This window comes from Brotomerdimonas butyrica, from assembly GCF_025567305.1.
Classification (GTDB): Bacteria; Bacillota; Clostridia; order Peptostreptococcales; family Anaerovoracaceae; genus Lentihominibacter; species Lentihominibacter butyricus.
This window is the reverse complement of the sequence record NZ_JAOQJP010000004.1, coordinates 155636-174133: the sequence shown is the minus strand read 5'-3', so window position 1 is coordinate 174133 and position 18498 is coordinate 155636. Positions and strand designations below refer to the sequence as shown.

Here is an 18498-nt window from a genome sequence, read left to right as displayed (position 1 = left end):
AGTATTTTGTTTTGGGTTATTTAAATTCTAACACAAAAGGAAGTTCTCTTTTCTATTGATCTTTTTTTGACCTACAAATATTTTACACTAGCAAGCGGCAGGATGGAGCTGCAAGAAAAGCAGCAGGATGGAGCTGCAAAGAAAAAGCGGCACGCTGCTGAGCGTGCCACCTGATGTGGCCGTGAACGGCCGGTTTTCGTTTATCCGGTTATCTGAATTTCTTCCAGAGTATGCGCAGTGAGTTGAGTATGCAGATCATTGCAACGCCTGTGTCTGCGAAGATCGCAGCCCATATGTTTGCGAGACCTATAAGGCCGAGAACGATCACGAGCAGCTTTACGAAAAGTGCTATGATGATGTTCTGCACTGCGATGCTGTTGGTGCTCTTGGCGATGCCGATCGACTGAGGTATCGATTCTACCGATGAATTCATGAATACGACATCGGCGGCCTCGATAGCAGCGTCGGCTCCGCTTCCCATTGCAGCTCCGACGTCAGCTCCTGCCAGAACAGGTGCGTCGTTTATACCGTCGCCTACGAACATCACGGATCCAATCTTTTCACGGATATCCTTGAGTGCTGCGAGCTTACCGTCGGGCATGAGCTGTGCGTGTACTTCGCTTATGCCTACCTTGGCTGCGATATCAGCTGCGCTTTCGGCATTGTCGCCTGTCAGCATAGCCGGTACGAGTCCTGCCGACTTGAGCCTTGAAATAGCTGCTACAGCGTCGGCTTTGAGAGTATCTGCGATGCTTATCGAACCTGCGAATACTCCGTTTACTGCGAGGAATACCTCTGTACCGCCGGTACTCTGCATATTTGCAGTAGAAATACCGTGATCCTTCATCAGCGCCTTGTTTCCGCAGAGGACCTCTCCGCATGAAAGCTGAGCTTTGATACCTTTGCCGGAGAGTTCGTTCAGCGATGCGGCTTTTTCTATGGAAATACCTGACTGCTGGGCTTTTTCAACGATGCTTACAGCGATAGGGTGTGTCGAGTTGTATTCGCATGCAGCGGCAATGGAAAGCAGCTGTTCTTCGCTGATGTCGCCGGCAGGGAGTATCTGCTGTACGGTGAAGTTGCCCTTTGTTATCGTGCCTGTTTTATCCATGACTACGGCTTTTACATTTTTGAGTGCTTCGATCGAAAGTCCGCCTTTGAACAGTATGCCGAGCTTGGATGCAGCTCCGATGCCGGAGAAGAATGCGAGCGGCACGCTGATAACGAGTGCGCAAGGGCAGCTTATAACGAGGAACGTGATCGCTGTCGTGATCCATTCGCTCCAGCTGCCTGTAACGATCGAAGGGATTATAGCCGTGAGGACTGCGAGGCCTACGACTATAGGTGTGTAGACTTTTGCGAATCTGGTGATGAATCTGTCCATCTTAGGTTTGCCTGCAGCAGCATTTTCGACTGAATCGAGGATCCTTGTTACCATGGATTCTGATAACGGCTTCGTCACTCTTATCTTCAGCAGTCCCTGTTCGTTCACGCAGCCGGAGATGACTTCGCTGCCCGGAACGGCTTTCACAGGTACTGGCTCGCCCGTGATAGGGGATGTGTCTATGCGGCTTTCGCCTTCTGTAACGACTGAATCGAGAGGGATCCTGTCTCCGGGACGTACGATGAGTATATCGCCGGTCTTCGCTTCACCTGCCGGTATCGTTCTTGTTTCGTCTCCATCGACGATGGTAACCGTTTCAGGTCGCATATCGACAGCGTCCATGATCTGTGAACGGCTCTTTTCTACAGCTATGTGCTCGAAAAGCTCACCTATGCGGTAAAACAGCATCACGCCTGCGCCTTCGGCAAAGTCTCCGATGCAGAACGCTGCGATCGTTGCTATCGACATGAGGAAGTTTTCATCGAAGATCTGTCCCTTGAGGATGTTCTTTCCTGATGTGAGCAGGACTTCCCAGCCGAGGACGAGATATGCCACGATAAATATCGGCAGCAGGGCAGGTTCGAACAGTCCGGTGTGTTCGAATATGACTCCTATTGCGAAAAGGACGATGCCGATGGATATCGATATCAGGTCAGATGCATTTTCCCTGAAGAAGCCTTTTTTCTCTGCTTTAGGTTTTGCAGCGGTATTTTCTTTTTTAACGAGTTTTACGTTGTCCTCGATGGTCTGGCATTCTTTTTCGAGCTGTGCCATGAGTGCGTCGGGATCGTCTGCAGCGACTCTGAGCTGTTTTGTTGCAAAGATGATGGATGCTGCCTTGACTTCGGGCAGAGCCTGGATCCTGCGTTCCATCTTGGCTGCGCAGTTTGCACAGTCGAGTCCTTCTATGATGTAAACGCGCTGGTCAGCCTTTGAAATATTGTCGAAGTCGTGGTCGTGGCTGTGATCGTGTTCTTCGTGATCATGATCGTGCCCGCATCCACAGCCGCAGTCGTCGTCATGGTCATGATGATGGTGGTCGTGCCCGCAACCGCAGTCACAGTCGTCATCGTCGTGGTGATGATGCTCGTGTTCATGTTCGTGCTCATGATGATGGTGGTCGTGTCCGCAGCCGCAGTCACAGTCGTCGTCATCGTGGTGGTGATGATGATCGTGTTCATCATGATCATGCTCATGGTCGTGTCCGCATTCGCAGCCGCATCCATCATCATGGTGATAGTGTTCATGCTCGAGGTGGTCATGTTCTTCGTGGTGATATCTGTATAATCCTTTACTCATTGATATGTTCCAGTGCAACGTCCAGTATCTCTTTTACATGATCATCTGCCAGAGAATAATAGGCGTGCTTTCCTTTCTTCTGAAATTTGACCAGGTTGTTGTCCCTGAGAACCTTTAACTGATGTGATATTGCCGATTTCGTCATGTCCAGCAGGACTGCCAGATCGCATACGCACATTTCATGGCAGTTGAGCGCCGACATGATTCGTATCCGGGTATTGTCTCCAAAAACCTTAAACAGCTTAGCCATGCTGTTGAGGCTTTCATCGGGAACGATCTCGCTCTGTACATGTTCGAGGACATCGCCGTGTATCGCGGCACAGTCACAGCCGACTTCACTTTTTCCCATATGCTCCCTCCTTGTTGTCATTTATATATCTGCTGATGAATGCTCTGAAATGCTTAAAAACGATTGCATAAACATTCAACTGTTCTCCATGACTGTATTATAGTTGAATGCATATGCAACTGTCAATGAAAAATCGCATTATCTGGCAAAAAAATTTGACGGAATGCGATGGCTGTGATAGTATAAGCGCAAGTTAATTAATTAACATATACGAAGGATGTTGGATTTTGGAGGAGAAGCAGACGATGATCAAGGTCAACAGAGATGTTTGTATAGAATGTATGACATGTGTTACGATATGTCCGTTCACTGTACTGGAAGAGTCGGAGAAAGGGATAAGGCCGATAAAGGGTAAAATATGTATAGACTGTATGCATTGTGGGGCGGTCTGTCCTACTGATGCGATATCATATAAAGGTCAATCGGCTATATACAGCGATGAGCTGCCGGTGATCGGGGACGGATTCATCAAAGATCTGAAAAATCATGTTATGATGAGACGATCGCACAGGCATTTTACTGAAGAGCAGGTGCCTCGCGAGGTGATAAAAGATGCGCTGGAACTAGCTTCGTGGGCGCCGAGCGCTAAGAATCAGCATACTACGAAATGGATGATAATCGAGTCGCAGGATGTGATGAACAGGATCATGGATCTTATTCTTGATCATGTAAAGAAGACCGGGGTGTCTCCGGAGATCGCAACGGAGATGGAAATCGGCAACAATGTAGTGATGGGAACAGCGACGTCGCTGCTGCTTGCATATGCTGATGACAACTCCATATCGCCGGAAACCGATACGGCGATAGCAATGACGACGGCGGAGCTTTATCTGCAGGCGAAAGGCGTCGGGACCTGCTGGGCCGGATATCTTAAAAGGATGGCGAACACGATACCGGAAATAAAGGCGCTTCTTCCAAAACTGCCGGAGCATCACAGCTTTTACGGAGCGTTCATGCTGGGCTACCCGGAAAATGAAGAATTTTTACATATACCTCAGCGCTTCAAACGTGCAGACATAGAGTGGGTGTAGATCGAATATAAAATGATATAGAATGAATACAAAACAGCATCGCAGCCTGCGTATGAGGTCACGATGCTGTTTTTCTATGTCAGTTTTCTTCAGATACTCTCTTTGTAAAGTTTTCGTGTTCTTCTTCCGAAACGTATGAGCCTTTTGTCATCCTTGTTTTCATCAGGACGGTGTACACGATGAATCCTATCGTGAACGACCATATATAGCTGATCGAATTGATTAATTTCCAGAACATACCATCAAGGCCGAAATACGTCAGGAGAGGGCAGATGAAAGCGACTACCCATGCGATTATCGCAGCAGTGTTGAATCCGCCGGAATACCAGTACCTGCCGTTTGCACCCTTGAAAATGCTGGCAAGGTCGATCCTCTTGTTTTTGCAGAAGAAATAGTCTGAAATGAATATCGCTGCCAGCGGAGCGAGTACAGTACCGTATGCGTTGAGCCATGTCACGTATGACTGGTTGCCGGATCCGTATATCCACCATGCCTGCAGCACGAAGAATGCGATGAGGATAGAAATAAACACTCCTTTTTTGTAGGAAATCTTTGCAGGTGAGAGATTGGCAAAGCCGTTTGCCGCACTTACCAGGTTTGCTGCTATGCAGGTCGTGAGTGTTGCGATCACGACGCCCAGGGCGGTTATGAGAACTGTTGCTTTGCTGTCTATGTTGTAAAGCACGTGTATCGCATCGAACGGGTCATACCATCCGCTTTTGCCTTCAGACAGTCCGTTTGCAGCATTGAAAAGCGTCGCTGCCTGAGCGTAAAATGCGCCGACGAATGCACAGAATACCATAGGCACGGGCAGGCCGTAAAGCTGTCCTCTGAAATATGCCTTTTGCGAACGCGCATATCGTGAGAAATCCGGTATATTGAAAGCCATCATCGCCCAGAAAGCGATATTTCCCATAAGTCCTGTCAGATAAACTCCCCAGAACGCTCTGCCGTGCAGTGTGCTGTGCTGGTTCATGATATCGCCGAAGCTGAAACCTGCATCACTGCCGATCTTTACAGACCATGCCAGAAGACCGATCAGAAGCGCAAGAAGTATCGGTCCGCCTATGTTCTGGAGCACGCGGATCCTTCCGACTCCCTTGTATGCCACCCACGCCATCAGCAGTATGAAGATGATATAGCCGATGAAGATGCCGGCAGAATGTGTCTGCATACCGCCCCATGATGGAAGGGTCACTGTCCAGTCGGGGTCAGCGAATTTTGGAATGAAACAGCCAAGCGCTGCAGCAATAGCGCCGCCGCCCACCCATGCGAGTACGGAGACCCAGCCGCATGCGGTGAATGCTCTTGTCAGTATCGGGAGTTGGGCGCCTCTGCTGCCGAATGTGATCCTGGCAAAGCCGGGGAACGAAATGCCGTACCGGCATCCGATATTGGCGTTGAGCTGTATAGGGATCAGGATTATGAAGTTTCCGAGGGCTACGTTGAGTATGGCGAGCCAGGGTGAGATCCCTGCGGTTACGAGCCCGGTAGCCAGTGTAAGGGAAGGGACGCATATTGCCATGCCTATCCACAGCATGGAAATATTGTATGTGGTCCATGTTCTCTGGGATACAGATGTAGGCGCAAGATCTTCGTTGTAGTATTTTGAAGATATCAGTTCAGAACGCGCTGCATCAGTCAGTTCGTACAGACCATTCGTTTCAACTTGTGTATATGTCGACATAAAAACCTCCGTGATGTATTTTGTTGATCGTCATAATAGCTAATTATACAATAACGGAGCGCAAATAGCTACATAATAAAAAAGGACCATGCCGTCCGGCACGATCCTTTTGATTGATGTACTTTTATAATCCTGTTGGATTTATGCAAAAGCCTTTGCTCCAGCTGCTTTAGCGTCTGCTGCGAACTTAGGATCAGCGCATTCAAGTCTCTGCAGGTGCTTAGCAACCATCAGAGTACCAGTTCCGTATGCGCAAAGTTCAGGTGGGTTGATCATTTCAGCACCTGATCCGTTGATTACGTTGCCGTTTTCGTCCTTTGAATCTCTCATCCACTTGTAAGCGAAGAATTTGCAAGTAAGTGAAGTGTTACCAACCTTTTCGATGTATCCGCCGTATTCCATCCAGTCTCCAGCGTATACAGGAGCAGTGTATCTGATTTCTGAATATCCAACGAACAGTGATTCGTCTCCGAACAGTCTGATAGCCAGTTCAGTACCAACGTCTCCCCATGCAGTTACGATGTGAGCGCCTTCTACCAGTTCACCAGCATAGTGAGCATCGCCAGCTGACATTCTAGTCTTAAGATTTACATACTGTCCGATGATCTGCGGGTTGTTTTCTCTTTCCATAATACAATCTAATGGTGTTTTCATTTTTTTACTCCTCCAAATTTTAATTCTTACTATGAAGAATCCTTATCAATTCTCCAGCCTGTTTATAGGATACTATTTCGGATGCATTTCGTCAATGACCTTTTGATACTTTTATTGCAAAATTCTCACAGCTCAGACCGGAAAGTATTAAAATAAAGCAAGATTGTACTGTATATGCCCCTGCATTGATAAAGTTTGTATACAAATGACGGCTGGTGTACAATATGCGCTCGAGACGGCCTGCTCTTTACGTGAAAAATAAGCCGATTTTCAGATGCGTGAGAAAATGGTATACTGTAATCGATCATAGTGACCAGCGGACAGTTTTTTTCAGGAAGTTCGCATTTATGGAGGAACGGATATGGCTTTTACGAAGAAACAGATAAACCAGATACTCGATGCTCTCAGAGCGGAATATCCCGAAGCGGGATGTGCACTCGAGCATATAGATACATATCAGTTGCTGATAGCAGTAGTCCTGTCGGCGCAGGCTACTGACAAAAGTGTCAACAGGATAAGCGGAAGACTGTTCGAAGCGTATCCGACGCCCTTTGAGCTGGCTGAGGCTGACCAGGATGATGTGATAGATATAATAAAGACGATAGGCATGTACAAGACGAAGTCAAAGAACATAATAGCGCTGGCGAAAAAGCTGGTCGACGAGTTCGGCGGCGAGGTGCCGGATGATTATGACAGTCTTATATCTCTTCCCGGAGTAGGCAGAAAGACTGCGAATGTCGTCCAGTCGGTGGGATTCGGCCATCAGAGGATAGCTGTGGATACTCATGTCTTCAGAGTCACGAACAGGATCGGTATAGTAAAGGAAAAGGACGTGCTAAAGACTGAACTGGCGCTCATGAAGGTACTGCCGGAAGATCGCTGGACGGAAGCGCATCACAGCTTCATTTTTCACGGCAGGAACTGCTGCAGTGCGAGAAATCCGAAGTGTGAGAGCTGCGTGATAGCAGATTTATGCAAAAAGGCAGGCGTGAAGTGAACCAGGCATTCACATCCGGCACGGCATTGTCATATGGAAAATAAAAACAGCAGACACGAAATGTAGTATGTACTGTGCATCGATCTGCTGTTTATTTTTGATATGATGATATCTCCTGAAGGTCGTCCTATCTGCCGCAGCAGTGCTTGTATTTCTTGCCGCTGCCGCATGGACAAGGCTCGTTTCTTCCGATTTTCTTGCCTTTTACGACTGTCTTGGATTTCTTGTATTTTTTAGCTATCTCAGTCATTTTTTCTTCGCCGAGGATGTCGGTCCACTGCGGAAGTCCGTAGAGGTAGTCTGCTCCGGCTGCGAGCATGTTGTAGAACAGTGTTTCGGGTTCGATCTCGATCTCGACTTCCGAGTTTTCGTCAAAGTTCTCAAAATCATTGCTGTTCTTCAGACTGCTGTCGATGCCGTCCAGAAATCCCATGTAGATGACAGGTCTCACTTCGTGTTTTGCTGCCAGCTCGCCTAATGTGCCGCTGATCTTTTCCTCAGGATTGTCGAGGATGTCGCTGTAAAGCTTTGTTTCGGCTTCGCTGTACTCTTTCCAGAATTCCGGAAATGAGTCTTCGGTCTGATTTTCGATCAGATTCTTCCATTCTTCAAATAAAGTCATTTTGACCTCCTGTAGTTAGGTTTTGTGCTCTGCACATCTAAACATTAAATATGGGACAGTAATGCCCCATATCGTATTCGTATTTTATAGCGAGTTTATTTCATTACGTTCTTTGCGATATCGATGACGTCACCGAGAACTGCGCTTCCCGTAGGAAGAGGACCTGCGCCTTTTCCGTAGAACATCACATCGTCAACTGCATTGCCCTTTACGAACACAGCGTTGAATTCCTTGTTGATGCTTGCGAGCGGGTGGCTGTTATCCATGTTCATAGGCTTTACTTCGTATTCCACTTCGCCGTTTTCAAGCTTTTTGGCATGTGCGATCAGCTTGATCGTGCAGTTGTTTGCTCGCGCTTCCTCGATCTTTTCCTTGGTGATCTGAGTTATGCCTGTAGTAGGGATGTCCTGAGGAGCGACGTATTTATCGAACATCAGAGCCATGAGTATCGTTAGCTTGTTTGCAGCATCGATACCTTCGACGTCAGCTGTAGGATCTGCTTCTGCAAAGCCCTGCGCCTGTGCGTCCCTGAGGGCTGTGTCGTAGTCGAGGCCTTCCTGAGTCATCATAGTGAGTATGTAGTTCGTGGTCCCGTTGAGGATTCCGAGAACTTCTTCGAATTTGTTAGCTCTGAGCGGACCTGTGAGCGTTCCCAGGATAGGGATGCCGCCGCCTACGCTGGCTTCGAATCTGAATGCCACGTTGTTTGCCTTTGCAGTGTCCATGAGCTTGTGATAGTTTGCTGCGATAGCAGCCTTGTTTGCTGTAACGACATGCTTGCCGTTTTCCATTGCTGTGAGCATGAATGTCGTTGCAGGTTCGATACCGCCTAAAAGCTCGATAACGATATCTATTTCAGGATCCTTGAATATTTCGTCGGGATCCGATGTGAACTTCTCCTTTGGTACAGCGATGCCTCTGTCGCGTTCAGTATCTCTTTCGAGGATCTTTACGATCTCTACTTTTGCATCAACTGTAGATTCTATTTCCGGTCTGTTCATTTCCAGAGTCTTGTATGTTCCGGTACCTATGTTTCCCATACCGAGTAATCCGATTTTGATTGTTTTCATTATATTATCCTCCACTGAATTCAACGATCAACACTGATTATATAATAAATTTCGACGTTTGTCTGCAATTTTTTTGCCTTCGGGCGGGGAGAAATCGTGTTTTTGCAAAATCGCAGTGTGTGCCTGCCGGAAAACATACGAATGCGCTACTGGATTTAACATATTGAACTTTTTACGGCAAGCAAGTAAAATAATAAAATGTGGTCGATTTTTGTCGATCCGCAGATACGATATACAGAATGCCGGGCGCGACATGTGTCCGCGGTGATCATATCCGATGTTAGAAAAATGTTAGAAAGAAGGAAAGAAATGGCTATACACGTAGTACTTGTTGAACCGGAGATCCCGCCTAACACAGGCAACATAGCTAGAAGCTGTGCAGCGACGGGCACGGTCCTGCACCTTGTGAAACCGCTGGGATTTTCCATAGATGACAAGAGCCTCAAGAGAGCGGGACTCGATTACTGGCCGTTCGTAAAGCTGCAGGTCCACGAAAGCCTGGACGAATTCATGGCAGAGTACGGGGGCGGAGACAGAAGGATGTTCCTGGCGACGACGAAAGGCGGACATATATATACAGATGTAGAATTCCGGGATGAAGACATGATCCTGTTCGGAAGAGAGACGGCAGGGCTGCCGCGGCCTTTTATAGCGGAACACAGCGAGAACGCGATCAGGATACCGATGAGCAGGGATACGAGACTCAGGTCGCTGAACCTTGCGAATTCGGTGAACATCATTCTTTTTGAGGCTCTGAGGCAGCTTGGTTTCCCGGATCTGAAATAATTGGAACCAAAATTTATATGGTAGGCACTGACAAAAAAACAGCGATATGCTATAATGTAAATCGAGGTATTTAAAAGATGAGTATGAGACTTGGTTATGATTTAAAAATTGAGCAGTCTCAAAAGTTGGTAATGACTCCTGAGCTTATACAGGCGATCCAGATCCTGCAGTTCAATACGCAGGAACTCGATTCGTATGTGCAGGAGCAACTTTTGGCGAATCCTGTCCTTGAACAGGCACATGGAGATGCACCAGAGAATCCGGGGCGTGACAGCAGCGAAAACAGCACTGCCGAGCGTCAGGAAGAACCGATGATGGATAAGAGGGAAAGTGCATCCAGCCGCAAGGACGATGATTTTGACTGGAAAGAATACATAAAAGACAGACAGTATGACGATATAAGCTACAGACAGTGGGAAGACCGCAACGGGGAAGAAAAGGAGAATGCGTACGAGCAGTACACGTCTTCGGATCTTACTCTGCCGGAACATCTGCTGTTCCAGCTTCAGCTCGCGTACAGCAAGAAGGCATGTCTTAAAGTCGGCAAATACATAATAGAGTCTCTTGATGAAAACGGTTATATGACTTCGACCATACAGGAGATAGCAAAGGCGACAGATGCTCCGGAGGATAAGGTCGAGGAAGTCCTGGAAGTGATACACGGATTCGATCCGATCGGCGTGGGTGCCAGGAATCTGGCGGAATGTCTGATCATACAGCTCAGACAGACCGGTCAGCTTACGGATATCTTTGAAAAAGTGATCAACGAGCATCTGGAAGAGCTGGCAAACAGCAGATTCGGAGTCATTGCAAAGGACATGGGTATATCTCCGCAGAATGTGCAGGAGATGAGCGACATTATCCGCACTCTCGAGCCGAAACCCGGCAGGCTTTTCGCATCACAGGGCGATACGAAGTATATCGTGCCGGATGTCATAGTCGAAAGAGTTGACGATGAATATGTGGTGACTGTCAATGAAAACAGTGCGCCTCGTCTCATGGTGAGTTCGTATTACAGCAAACTGATGCACCAGGCGGAGAAGGATGAAAAGCTGTCGGAATATCTTTCAGACAGAGTGAATTCTGCAATGTGGCTGATCAAGAGCATAGAGCAGAGAAAACAGACCATATATAATGTAGTGACTGCAGTAGTCCGGCATCAGAAGGAGTTCCTGGATAAAGGAAGCAAGTATCTGAAGACACTGACCCTCAAGGATATAGCGGAAGAGCTGGGGATACATGAATCCACGGTGTCGCGTTCGATAAACGGTAAATATCTGCAGTGTCCGAAGGGCGTATTCGAAATAAAGTATTTCTTCTCGGCAGGCGTGTCAGGAAGCGATGGAGAAGGCATCTCGTCGAACAGCATAAAGGAATTCATAAAAGAGATCGTTGACAGCGAGGATCCGAAATCGCCGTACAGCGACCAGGCCATGGTAAAGATGCTTGAGGACAAAGGCATCAGTATTTCCAGAAGGACCGTGGCAAAATACAGGGATGAGCTGAACATACTCTCCTCATCCAAACGAAGACGTTATTGATCTTTTAAAGATTGATATAAATGAATTAAACTTAGTGGTATTTTTAGGAGGAATTTAAAAATGGCAATTAAAATCGGAATAAGCGGCTTTGGTCGTATTTCGCGTGTGGTTATTCGCGCAGCAATGGACATGCCTGAGATCGAGATCGCAGGTATCAATGTTCGTAACGCTGACAAAGAATACATGGTATACATGCTGAAGTACGATACAGTATTTGGACGTTTTCCGAAAGAGCTTGGGGTATACGATGACGGACTGATCATTGACGGAAAGAAGATCCCTGTTTACAGCGAAAGCGATGCTTCGAATATCCCTTGGGATGCATGCGGTGCAGAGTACATCGTTGAAGGAACAGGTGCATATAACACTACGGAAAAGGCAATGGTACATATCAACCAGGGCGCAAAGAAGGTTATCATCACAGCTCCTGCAAAGGACAAGACTACGCCTACTTTCGTTATGGGTGTAAACCATGAAGAATATACAAAAGATATGACGATCGTTTCAAATGCTTCATGCACTACTAACTGCCTGGCACCTCTGGCAAAAGTAATCGAAGACAACTGGGGCATCGAGCAGGGTCTTATGTCGACTATACATGCTGCTACAGCAAAGCAGAAGGTCGTTGACGCGCGTTCACAGAAAGACTGGAGAACGGGAAGATCGGCATTCGGCAACATCATTCCTACAAGCACAGGTGCTGCAAAGGCTGTAGGTCTGGTTATCCCGTCGATGGTAGGAAAGATGACAGGTATCGCTTACCGTGTTCCTACTAATGATGTTTCGGTCATCGACCTTAACATACAGCTGAAGAAATCAGCAAGCTACGAAGAGATCTGCAGAAAGGTGAAGGAAGCATCTGAAGGCGCTATGAAGGGCGTTATCGAGTATGTCGATGATGAGGTCGTTTCGAGCGATTTCATCGGAGATCCGCACACTTCGATATTCGATGCGAGAGAAGGTATACAGCTTAACGACAAGTTCTTCAAGCTGATCGCATTCTATGACAACGAATACGGTTACTCCACAAAGGTTCTTGAACTGATCAAGCATATGTACAGCGTGGATAACGCATAATAAATAATATGATATCAAATCGACAGCCGACATTTTGTGCCGGCTGTCGGTCGTTGAAGTTGAAGCTGCCGGAGTGGAAAAGGAAGGTTTTCAAATGAAAAAAACTGTTAAAGATATTGATGTTTCAGGTAAACGCGTACTTGTGAGATGCGATTTCAATGTACCGATGAAGGATGGCGTGATAACAGATGATATAAGGATAACATCTGCACTGCCGACCATAAAATACCTGATAGAAAATGATGCGAAAGTCATACTGATGTCTCATATGGGCAGACCGAAAGGAGAACCGAAGCCTGAGTTTTCTCTTAAACCAGTAGCTGACAGACTGGCACAGCTTCTCGGTATGGATGTTGTTTTCGCAGCGTCTGATGTCGTGGTTGACGACAGTGTCCGCGCAAAGGCTGATGAACTCAAGCCGGGGCAGGTGATGCTGCTTGAAAACGTAAGATACAGGAAAGAGGAAACGAAGAATGAGGAACCGTTCACCGGAGAGCTCGCATCGCTGGGAGATATATTCGTGAACGATGCTTTCGGTACGGCGCACAGAGCTCACTGCTCGACTGCAGGGCTCGCAAAATATATGCCTAGCGTATCGGGATTCCTGATCGAAAAGGAAGTCAAGTTCCTCGGCGACGCTCTGGAAGATCCGCAGAGGCCTTTCCTTGCCATCATGGGAGGCGCAAAGGTCGGAGACAAGATACCTGTGATAGAAAATCTGCTCAAGAAAGTAGATTCCCTTATAATCGGAGGAGGAATGAGCTACACATTCTTCAAGGCTATGGGATATGAGATCGGCAAGTCGATCCTTGACGAGGAAAGCATCGATCTGGCGAAGGAGCTCATGAAAAAGGCCGAGGACGCAGGAGTCAAGCTGCTGCTCCCTGTGGATACCGTATGCGCGAAAGAGTTCGACAACGACAGTGAGAGCGGAGTATTCGACAGAGACAGTATCCCTGCCGACATGATGGGCATGGATATCGGTCCTAAGACAGTAGAACTTTACAAGACTGCGATTGCAGAAGCGAAGACTGTGGTATGGAACGGACCCGCAGGAGTGTTCGAAATGCCGAATTTTGCAGCAGGAACGAAAGCCATAGCAGAAGCCCTCGCATCAAGCGGCGCTGTCACGATAATCGGAGGCGGTGATTCGGCGGCAGCTGTAGAGCAGTTCGGTCTTGCAGATAAAATGACACATATTTCAACAGGAGGCGGAGCTTCACTCGAGTTCCTCGAGGGTAAGGATCTGCCGGGGATATCATGTTTGGAGGAAAAGTAAATGAGACTACCGTTCATTGCAGGAAACTGGAAAATGTTCAAGACGAAGAAAGAAGCGCTTGAATTTGCAGAAGAGTTCAGAGAGCTGTATAAGGACACTGACGTCCAGACTGCGATCTGTGCACCTTTTACAGACCTGGAGGCGCTGGTCGAGGCGTTTAAAGGCACAGATATAAAGGTAGGTGCGCAGAATATGCATTTTGCCGATGAGGGAGCATATACCGGAGAAATCTCGATGGCTATGCTGGAAGAGATCGGCGTGGATTTCTGCATAATAGGTCATTCGGAAAGAAGACAGTATTTCGGAGAGACCGACGAGACTGTGAACCTCAAGCTGAAGAAGCTGCTCACAGGAAGTATCAGGCCTATCATGTGCGTGGGCGAGAGCCTTGAAGAACGTGATGCCGGAAAGGCTTTCGACAGAGTAAAGTCGCAGCTCGAGCTCGGTCTGGCAGATATAGCAGCTGCAGATGCCGCAAAGATCGTCATCGCATATGAGCCTATATGGGCTATAGGCACAGGCAGAACAGCGACGCCGGAGCAGGCAGAGGAAATGTGCGCCTTTATAAGAAGCACGCTTATCGAACTTTATGATGAGGAGACTGCTGATCAGGTGATCATACAGTACGGCGGAAGTGTAAAGCCTGCAAATGCAACGGAAATCATGAATATGGATGAGATCGACGGAGCTCTCGTAGGCGGAGCAAGCCTGAAAGCTAAAGATTTCATGGAGATAATAGATTTTTAGAGTATCGGAAAGATAACAGGGAGGTAATAAACATGGCTTATATCGAAGACGTGATAGCAAGAGAAGTCCTGGATTCAAGAGGAAATCCTACAGTAGAAGTTGAAGTTATGCTCGGAGACGGCAGCGTGGGCAGAGCGATCGTTCCTTCGGGAGCATCGACAGGCGTTCACGAGGCAGTGGAACTCAGAGACGGAGACAAGGCGAGATATCTCGGCAAAGGTACGCTCAAGGCAGTGGACAATGTGAACGGCATCATCGCAGACGAGATCCTCGGATGGGATGCGTTTGACCAGGTAGGTCTCGACAATATGCTCATAGCTCTCGACGGAACTCCTAATAAAGGAAAGCTCGGAGCAAACGCTATTCTCGGAGTATCGATGGCAGTTGCAAGAGCAGCAGCAGAATCACTGGGACTGCCGCTTTTCCAGTACCTCGGAGGAGTGAACGGCAAGGTGCTCCCTACACCTATGATGAATATCCTCAACGGCGGTTCACATGCAGACAATACAGTGGACATCCAGGAATTCATGATCATGCCTGTAGGTGCGGTATCTTTCAGAGAAGCTCTGAGAATGGGTGCTGAAGTTTTCCATAACCTCAAGAGCGTGCTCAAGGGCAAGGGCCTCAATACTGCAGTAGGCGATGAAGGCGGATTTGCACCGAACCTTGCTACCAATGAAGAAGCTATACAGGTGATAATCGAAGCTATCGAAAAAGCAGGCTACAAGCCGGGAGATGATGTAAAGATCGCGCTCGACGTTGCAGCAAGCGAATTCTACGATGCTGAGAAAGACATATACAACCTGACTGGAGAAGGCGTGAGCAGGACTGCGGAAGAAATGGTCGCATATTATGAAATGCTCTGCAGCAAGTATCCTGTCATCTCGATCGAAGACGGTCTGGCAGAAGACGACTGGAAAGGCTGGGCATATCTCACTGAAAAGCTCGGAGACAAGATCCAGCTCGTTGGAGACGACCTTTTTGTAACAAACACTGAAAGACTTGCACAGGGTATCGAAAAAGGCATCGCAAACTCGATCCTGATCAAGGTGAACCAGATCGGAACTCTTACAGAGACATTCGATGCTATCGAAATGGCGAAGAAGGCAGGATACACTGCAGTAGTTTCGCACAGAAGCGGAGAGACGGAAGACACTACTATCGCAGATATCGTTGTGGGTCTGAACGCAGGTCAGATAAAAACCGGTTCGTTATCGAGAACAGACAGGATTGCGAAGTACAACCAGCTGCTGAGAATAGAAGAGCTGCTTGACACTTCCGCACAGTATGCCGGAAAGAGCGCATTTTACAATATCAGCAAAAAATAGCATGCGCCGACATCAAAATCATTGATTTTTTGCAGGCACTGTGATACACTCAAATGGTTAATATATGAGGAGGATCAAAAATGGGAATAGCTCTGAAAATAGTGCTTGCAATAGCAAGTGTGATTTTAATAATAACGATTCTGCTGCAGTCGAGCAACAGTGACGGTCTGTCAGGTTCGATAGGCGGAGGGGCTGAACAGCTTTTCGGCAAGAGAAAGAGCCAGGGTTACGATGCTATTTTAAGCAAGATATCGGCAGTCACAGCAGTGTTGTTTATCGTGCTTTCGCTGATTCTTGTAGCTGTCGAAAAGTAGATGGCTTGAGAATATATAATTATTGTCTTTAATTATTAATTTAATAATTCGTGCTTTTGCATGTCTGATAATAAGAGGTGTCACTGACGCCTCTTATAATTGTGGATGCCGGAGTACGAGGGGGAGGTATCATCAAAATGAACGTTATTGCAATTGTTTCCGTAATTGCAGCGGCAATCGGACTTGTTGTTGCGATCGGTCTGGCTTCATGGATAGCTAAGGCTGATGAAGGAAATGACAGAATGAAGGAAATCGCCGGATACATAAGAGAAGGCGCTATGGCATTCCTTACGAGAGAGTACAAGATCATGGCGATCGTAATCGTCGTTCTGGCACTGCTCATAGGATTCGGCCTGCAGAGCGTTACTACAGCTATTCTGTATGTAGTAGGAGCGCTGCTGTCAGTACTGGCAGGATTCTTCGGAATGAAGGTCGCTACACTCGGTAACGTAAGAACTGCAAATGCAGCTCAGGAATCAGGCATGAACAAAGCGCTCAAGATCGCATTCAGATCAGGAGCTGTAATGGGACTGGCTGTATCAGGTCTCGGACTTTTAGGACTTGGCGTTGTTATCTGTGTACTCGATCTCGCTACAGTAACTGAATGCATCACCGGATTCGGTTTCGGTGCATCATCGATGGCTCTGTTCGGACGTGTAGGCGGCGGTATATACACTAAGGCTGCTGACGTTGGTGCGGACCTTGTAGGTAAGGTAGAAGCAGGTATCCCTGAAGACGATCCTAGAAACCCTGCAGTTATCGCTGACAACGTAGGCGACAACGTAGGTGACGTTGCAGGTATGGGTTCAGACCTGTTCGAATCATATGTTGGATCGATCATTTCAGCAGTTACACTTGCTGCTGTTGCTGCAGCTAATTCAGGCGGTTTATTCGACGAGACTACTGCTGCAATATTCCCGCTTATCCTTTCAGGTATAGGCATCCTTTCATCAGTTATCGGTATATTCATGGTAAGAGGCAAGGAAGGCAAAAACCCTGCAAACGCTCTTAACATGGGTACATATGTAGCAAGTATAATCGTTATTATCGCAACTATCATCCTGTCAAAGGTAATGCTCGGATCGTTCAATTATTCGATCGCGATCATCGCAGGTCTGGTAGTCGGCGTTGCTATCGGTAAGATCACTGAGATCTACACTTCAGGAGACTACAAATCAGTTAAGAAGATCGCAGAACAGTCACAGACTGGTTCCGCAACTACTATAATAAGCGGTCTCGGCGTTGGTATGATGTCGACATTATGGCCGATCATCTGCATCGCAGTAGGTATATTCGTTGCTTACTACACAGCTGGAATGTACGGAATCGCACTCGCAGCAGTAGGTATGCTTTCAACTACAGGAATGACTGTAGCAGTAGACGCTTACGGTCCTGTATCTGACAATGCCGGCGGTATCGCTGAGATGTCAGAGCTTCCTGACAGCGTAAGAGAGATCACTGACAAGCTCGACTCAGTAGGTAACACTACAGCAGCTATCGGTAAGGGATTCGCTATCGGTTCTGCAGCACTTACAGCTCTGGCTCTGTTCGCATCATATGCACAGGTTACACAGCTTTCAGCAGTAGACCTGCTCGATCCGTTAGTAGTTATCGGACTGTTCATCGGAGCAATGCTTCCGTTCCTGTTCTCAGCGTTCACTATGAATTCTGTAGGAAAAGCTGCTAACCAGATGATCGAAGAAGTTAGAAGACAGTTCAGATCAGACAAGGGAATACTCGAAGGAACTTCAAAGCCTGACTATGCACACTGCGTTGATATCTCAACTCAGGCTGCTCTGAAGGAAATGATCGTTCCTGGTCTCATGGCTGTACTTGCACCACTGGTTGTAGGTATCGTATTAGGACCTGCATCACTCGGCGGAATGCTGGGCGGCGCTTTATCATCAGGTGTTCTCATGGCTCTCATGATGGCAAATGCCGGCGGAGCATGGGACAATGCTAAGAAGTACATCGAAGAAGGTCACTTCGGCGGCAAGGGATCAGATCCTCACAAGGCTGCAGTTGTTGGAGACACTGTAGGAGATCCGTTCAAGGATACTTCCGGTCCTTCGATCAATATCCTTATCAAGCTGATGACTATCGTATCACTGGTATTCGCACCACTGTTCGTACAGATCGGCGGACTTCTTACTTCACTGTTCTAGTCAGAGCTGGTGGATCAAATAAGGACAAGCATCACAGCTGTCTGCATATGCAGACAGCTGTTTTTGTTTCACGGCCCATGGAAATATATAGGAGTGTGATGATACGGTGTGGTGCAATACTGCAAGAACCCTGGTTTGCGCCAGTTTGCAGCATGCAGAGACTTCACG

General features: G+C 47.5%; 16 protein-coding genes. 10 read left to right on the top strand and 6 right to left on the bottom strand.

Annotated elements, in window-relative coordinates:
- Positions 1-208 precede the first annotated feature (208 nt).
- Both OCV59_RS04555 and OCV59_RS04550 read right to left on the bottom strand, forming a co-directional pair.
- Positions 209-2683, bottom strand: coding sequence for a heavy metal translocating P-type ATPase (locus tag OCV59_RS04555; protein WP_147593310.1), 2475 nt, complete (start codon positions 2681-2683; stop codon positions 209-211).
- The gene (locus tag OCV59_RS04550) at positions 2676-3032 is read right to left on the bottom strand and encodes an ArsR/SmtB family transcription factor (protein WP_147593309.1); all 357 of its coding nucleotides are present in this window, start codon (positions 3030-3032) and stop codon (positions 2676-2678) included. The genes OCV59_RS04555 and OCV59_RS04550 overlap by 8 nt, the downstream gene beginning before the upstream one ends.
- A 227-nt stretch (positions 3033-3259) precedes the next feature.
- Here OCV59_RS04550 and OCV59_RS04545 point away from each other — a divergent pair, with 227 nt between their 5' ends.
- Positions 3260-4063 (top strand): nitroreductase family protein, encoded by an 804-nt coding sequence (locus OCV59_RS04545; RefSeq protein WP_147593308.1) that lies wholly within the window; start codon positions 3260-3262, stop codon positions 4061-4063.
- Positions 4064-4142: 79 nt separating this feature from the next.
- On the opposite strand, the gene OCV59_RS04540 is transcribed toward OCV59_RS04545, so the two are convergent.
- The gene (locus OCV59_RS04540) at positions 4143-5750 is read right to left on the bottom strand and encodes a cytosine permease (protein ID WP_147593307.1); all 1608 of its coding nucleotides are present in this window, start codon (positions 5748-5750) and stop codon (positions 4143-4145) included.
- A gap of 141 nt (positions 5751-5891) precedes the next feature.
- Positions 5892-6404, bottom strand: a complete 513-nt coding sequence (locus OCV59_RS04535) for a hotdog fold domain-containing protein (protein ID WP_262584112.1) — start codon at positions 6402-6404, stop codon at positions 5892-5894.
- Positions 6405-6765: 361 nt separating this feature from the next.
- Here OCV59_RS04535 and nth point away from each other — a divergent pair, with 361 nt between their 5' ends.
- Positions 6766-7401 (top strand): endonuclease III, encoded by a 636-nt coding sequence (gene nth / locus OCV59_RS04530; protein WP_147593306.1) that lies wholly within the window; start codon positions 6766-6768, stop codon positions 7399-7401.
- A gap of 127 nt (positions 7402-7528) precedes the next feature.
- On the opposite strand, the gene OCV59_RS04525 is transcribed toward nth, so the two are convergent.
- Both OCV59_RS04525 and OCV59_RS04520 read right to left on the bottom strand, forming a co-directional pair.
- On the bottom strand, positions 7529-8023 hold the full coding sequence (locus tag OCV59_RS04525) for an SEC-C metal-binding domain-containing protein (protein ID WP_147593305.1): 495 nt from the start codon (positions 8021-8023) through the stop codon (positions 7529-7531).
- A gap of 95 nt (positions 8024-8118) precedes the next feature.
- Positions 8119-9093 (bottom strand): homoserine dehydrogenase, encoded by a 975-nt coding sequence (locus OCV59_RS04520; RefSeq protein WP_147593304.1) that lies wholly within the window; start codon positions 9091-9093, stop codon positions 8119-8121.
- 309 nt (positions 9094-9402) lie between these two features.
- Here OCV59_RS04520 and trmL point away from each other — a divergent pair, with 309 nt between their 5' ends.
- The 8 genes from trmL (at position 9403) to OCV59_RS04480 (ending at position 18330) form a co-directional block, all read left to right on the top strand.
- Positions 9403-9879 (top strand): tRNA (uridine(34)/cytosine(34)/5-carboxymethylaminomethyluridine(34)-2'-O)-methyltransferase TrmL, encoded by a 477-nt coding sequence (gene trmL, locus OCV59_RS04515; RefSeq protein WP_147593303.1) that lies wholly within the window; start codon positions 9403-9405, stop codon positions 9877-9879.
- Positions 9880-9956: 77 nt separating this feature from the next.
- Positions 9957-11420, top strand: a complete 1464-nt coding sequence (gene rpoN / locus OCV59_RS04510) for an RNA polymerase factor sigma-54 (protein WP_262584111.1) — start codon at positions 9957-9959, stop codon at positions 11418-11420.
- 60 nt (positions 11421-11480) lie between these two features.
- A complete protein-coding gene (gene gap / locus OCV59_RS04505; protein ID WP_147593302.1) occupies positions 11481-12497 on the top strand; it encodes a type I glyceraldehyde-3-phosphate dehydrogenase in 1017 nt (338 codons plus the stop codon).
- A 94-nt stretch (positions 12498-12591) separates the two neighbouring features.
- Positions 12592-13776: a phosphoglycerate kinase gene (locus OCV59_RS04500; RefSeq protein ID WP_147593301.1), complete on the top strand. Its 1185-nt coding sequence runs from the start codon at positions 12592-12594 to the stop codon at positions 13774-13776.
- A complete protein-coding gene (tpiA, locus tag OCV59_RS04495) occupies positions 13777-14523 on the top strand; it encodes a triose-phosphate isomerase (RefSeq protein ID WP_147593300.1) in 747 nt (248 codons plus the stop codon). It abuts the gene before it with no gap.
- 32 nt (positions 14524-14555) lie between these two features.
- On the top strand, positions 14556-15851 hold the full coding sequence (gene eno, locus OCV59_RS04490; protein WP_147593299.1) for a phosphopyruvate hydratase: 1296 nt from the start codon (positions 14556-14558) through the stop codon (positions 15849-15851).
- A gap of 80 nt (positions 15852-15931) precedes the next feature.
- Positions 15932-16165: a preprotein translocase subunit SecG gene (gene secG, locus OCV59_RS04485; protein WP_147593298.1), complete on the top strand. Its 234-nt coding sequence runs from the start codon at positions 15932-15934 to the stop codon at positions 16163-16165.
- Positions 16166-16302: 137 nt separating this feature from the next.
- Entirely contained in the window at positions 16303-18330 is a 2028-nt protein-coding gene (locus OCV59_RS04480) for a sodium-translocating pyrophosphatase (protein WP_147593297.1), read from the top strand.
- Positions 18331-18498 lie beyond the last annotated feature (168 nt).

Bases quoted from the DNA above. Each gene is read 5' to 3' on its own strand.
- OCV59_RS04555 (WP_147593310.1), bottom strand. From the start codon at position 2,683: ATGAGTAAAGGATTATACAGATATCACCACGAAGAACATGACCACCTC.
- OCV59_RS04550 (WP_147593309.1), bottom strand. From the start codon at position 3,032: ATGGGAAAAAGTGAAGTCGGCTGTGACTGTGCCGCGATACACGGCGAT.
- OCV59_RS04540 (WP_147593307.1), bottom strand. From the start codon at position 5,750: ATGTCGACATATACACAAGTTGAAACGAATGGTCTGTACGAACTGACT.
- OCV59_RS04535 (WP_262584112.1), bottom strand. From the start codon at position 6,404: ATGAAAACACCATTAGATTGTATTATGGAAAGAGAAAACAACCCGCAG.
- nth (WP_147593306.1), top strand. From the start codon at position 6,766: ATGGCTTTTACGAAGAAACAGATAAACCAGATACTCGATGCTCTCAGA.
- OCV59_RS04525 (WP_147593305.1), bottom strand. From the start codon at position 8,023: ATGACTTTATTTGAAGAATGGAAGAATCTGATCGAAAATCAGACCGAA.
- OCV59_RS04520 (WP_147593304.1), bottom strand. From the start codon at position 9,093: ATGAAAACAATCAAAATCGGATTACTCGGTATGGGAAACATAGGTACC.
- trmL (WP_147593303.1), top strand. From the start codon at position 9,403: ATGGCTATACACGTAGTACTTGTTGAACCGGAGATCCCGCCTAACACA.
- rpoN (WP_262584111.1), top strand. From the start codon at position 9,957: ATGAGTATGAGACTTGGTTATGATTTAAAAATTGAGCAGTCTCAAAAG.
- gap (WP_147593302.1), top strand. From the start codon at position 11,481: ATGGCAATTAAAATCGGAATAAGCGGCTTTGGTCGTATTTCGCGTGTG.
- OCV59_RS04500 (WP_147593301.1), top strand. From the start codon at position 12,592: ATGAAAAAAACTGTTAAAGATATTGATGTTTCAGGTAAACGCGTACTT.
- tpiA (WP_147593300.1), top strand. From the start codon at position 13,777: ATGAGACTACCGTTCATTGCAGGAAACTGGAAAATGTTCAAGACGAAG.
- eno (WP_147593299.1), top strand. From the start codon at position 14,556: ATGGCTTATATCGAAGACGTGATAGCAAGAGAAGTCCTGGATTCAAGA.
- secG (WP_147593298.1), top strand. From the start codon at position 15,932: ATGGGAATAGCTCTGAAAATAGTGCTTGCAATAGCAAGTGTGATTTTA.
- OCV59_RS04480 (WP_147593297.1), top strand. From the start codon at position 16,303: ATGAACGTTATTGCAATTGTTTCCGTAATTGCAGCGGCAATCGGACTT.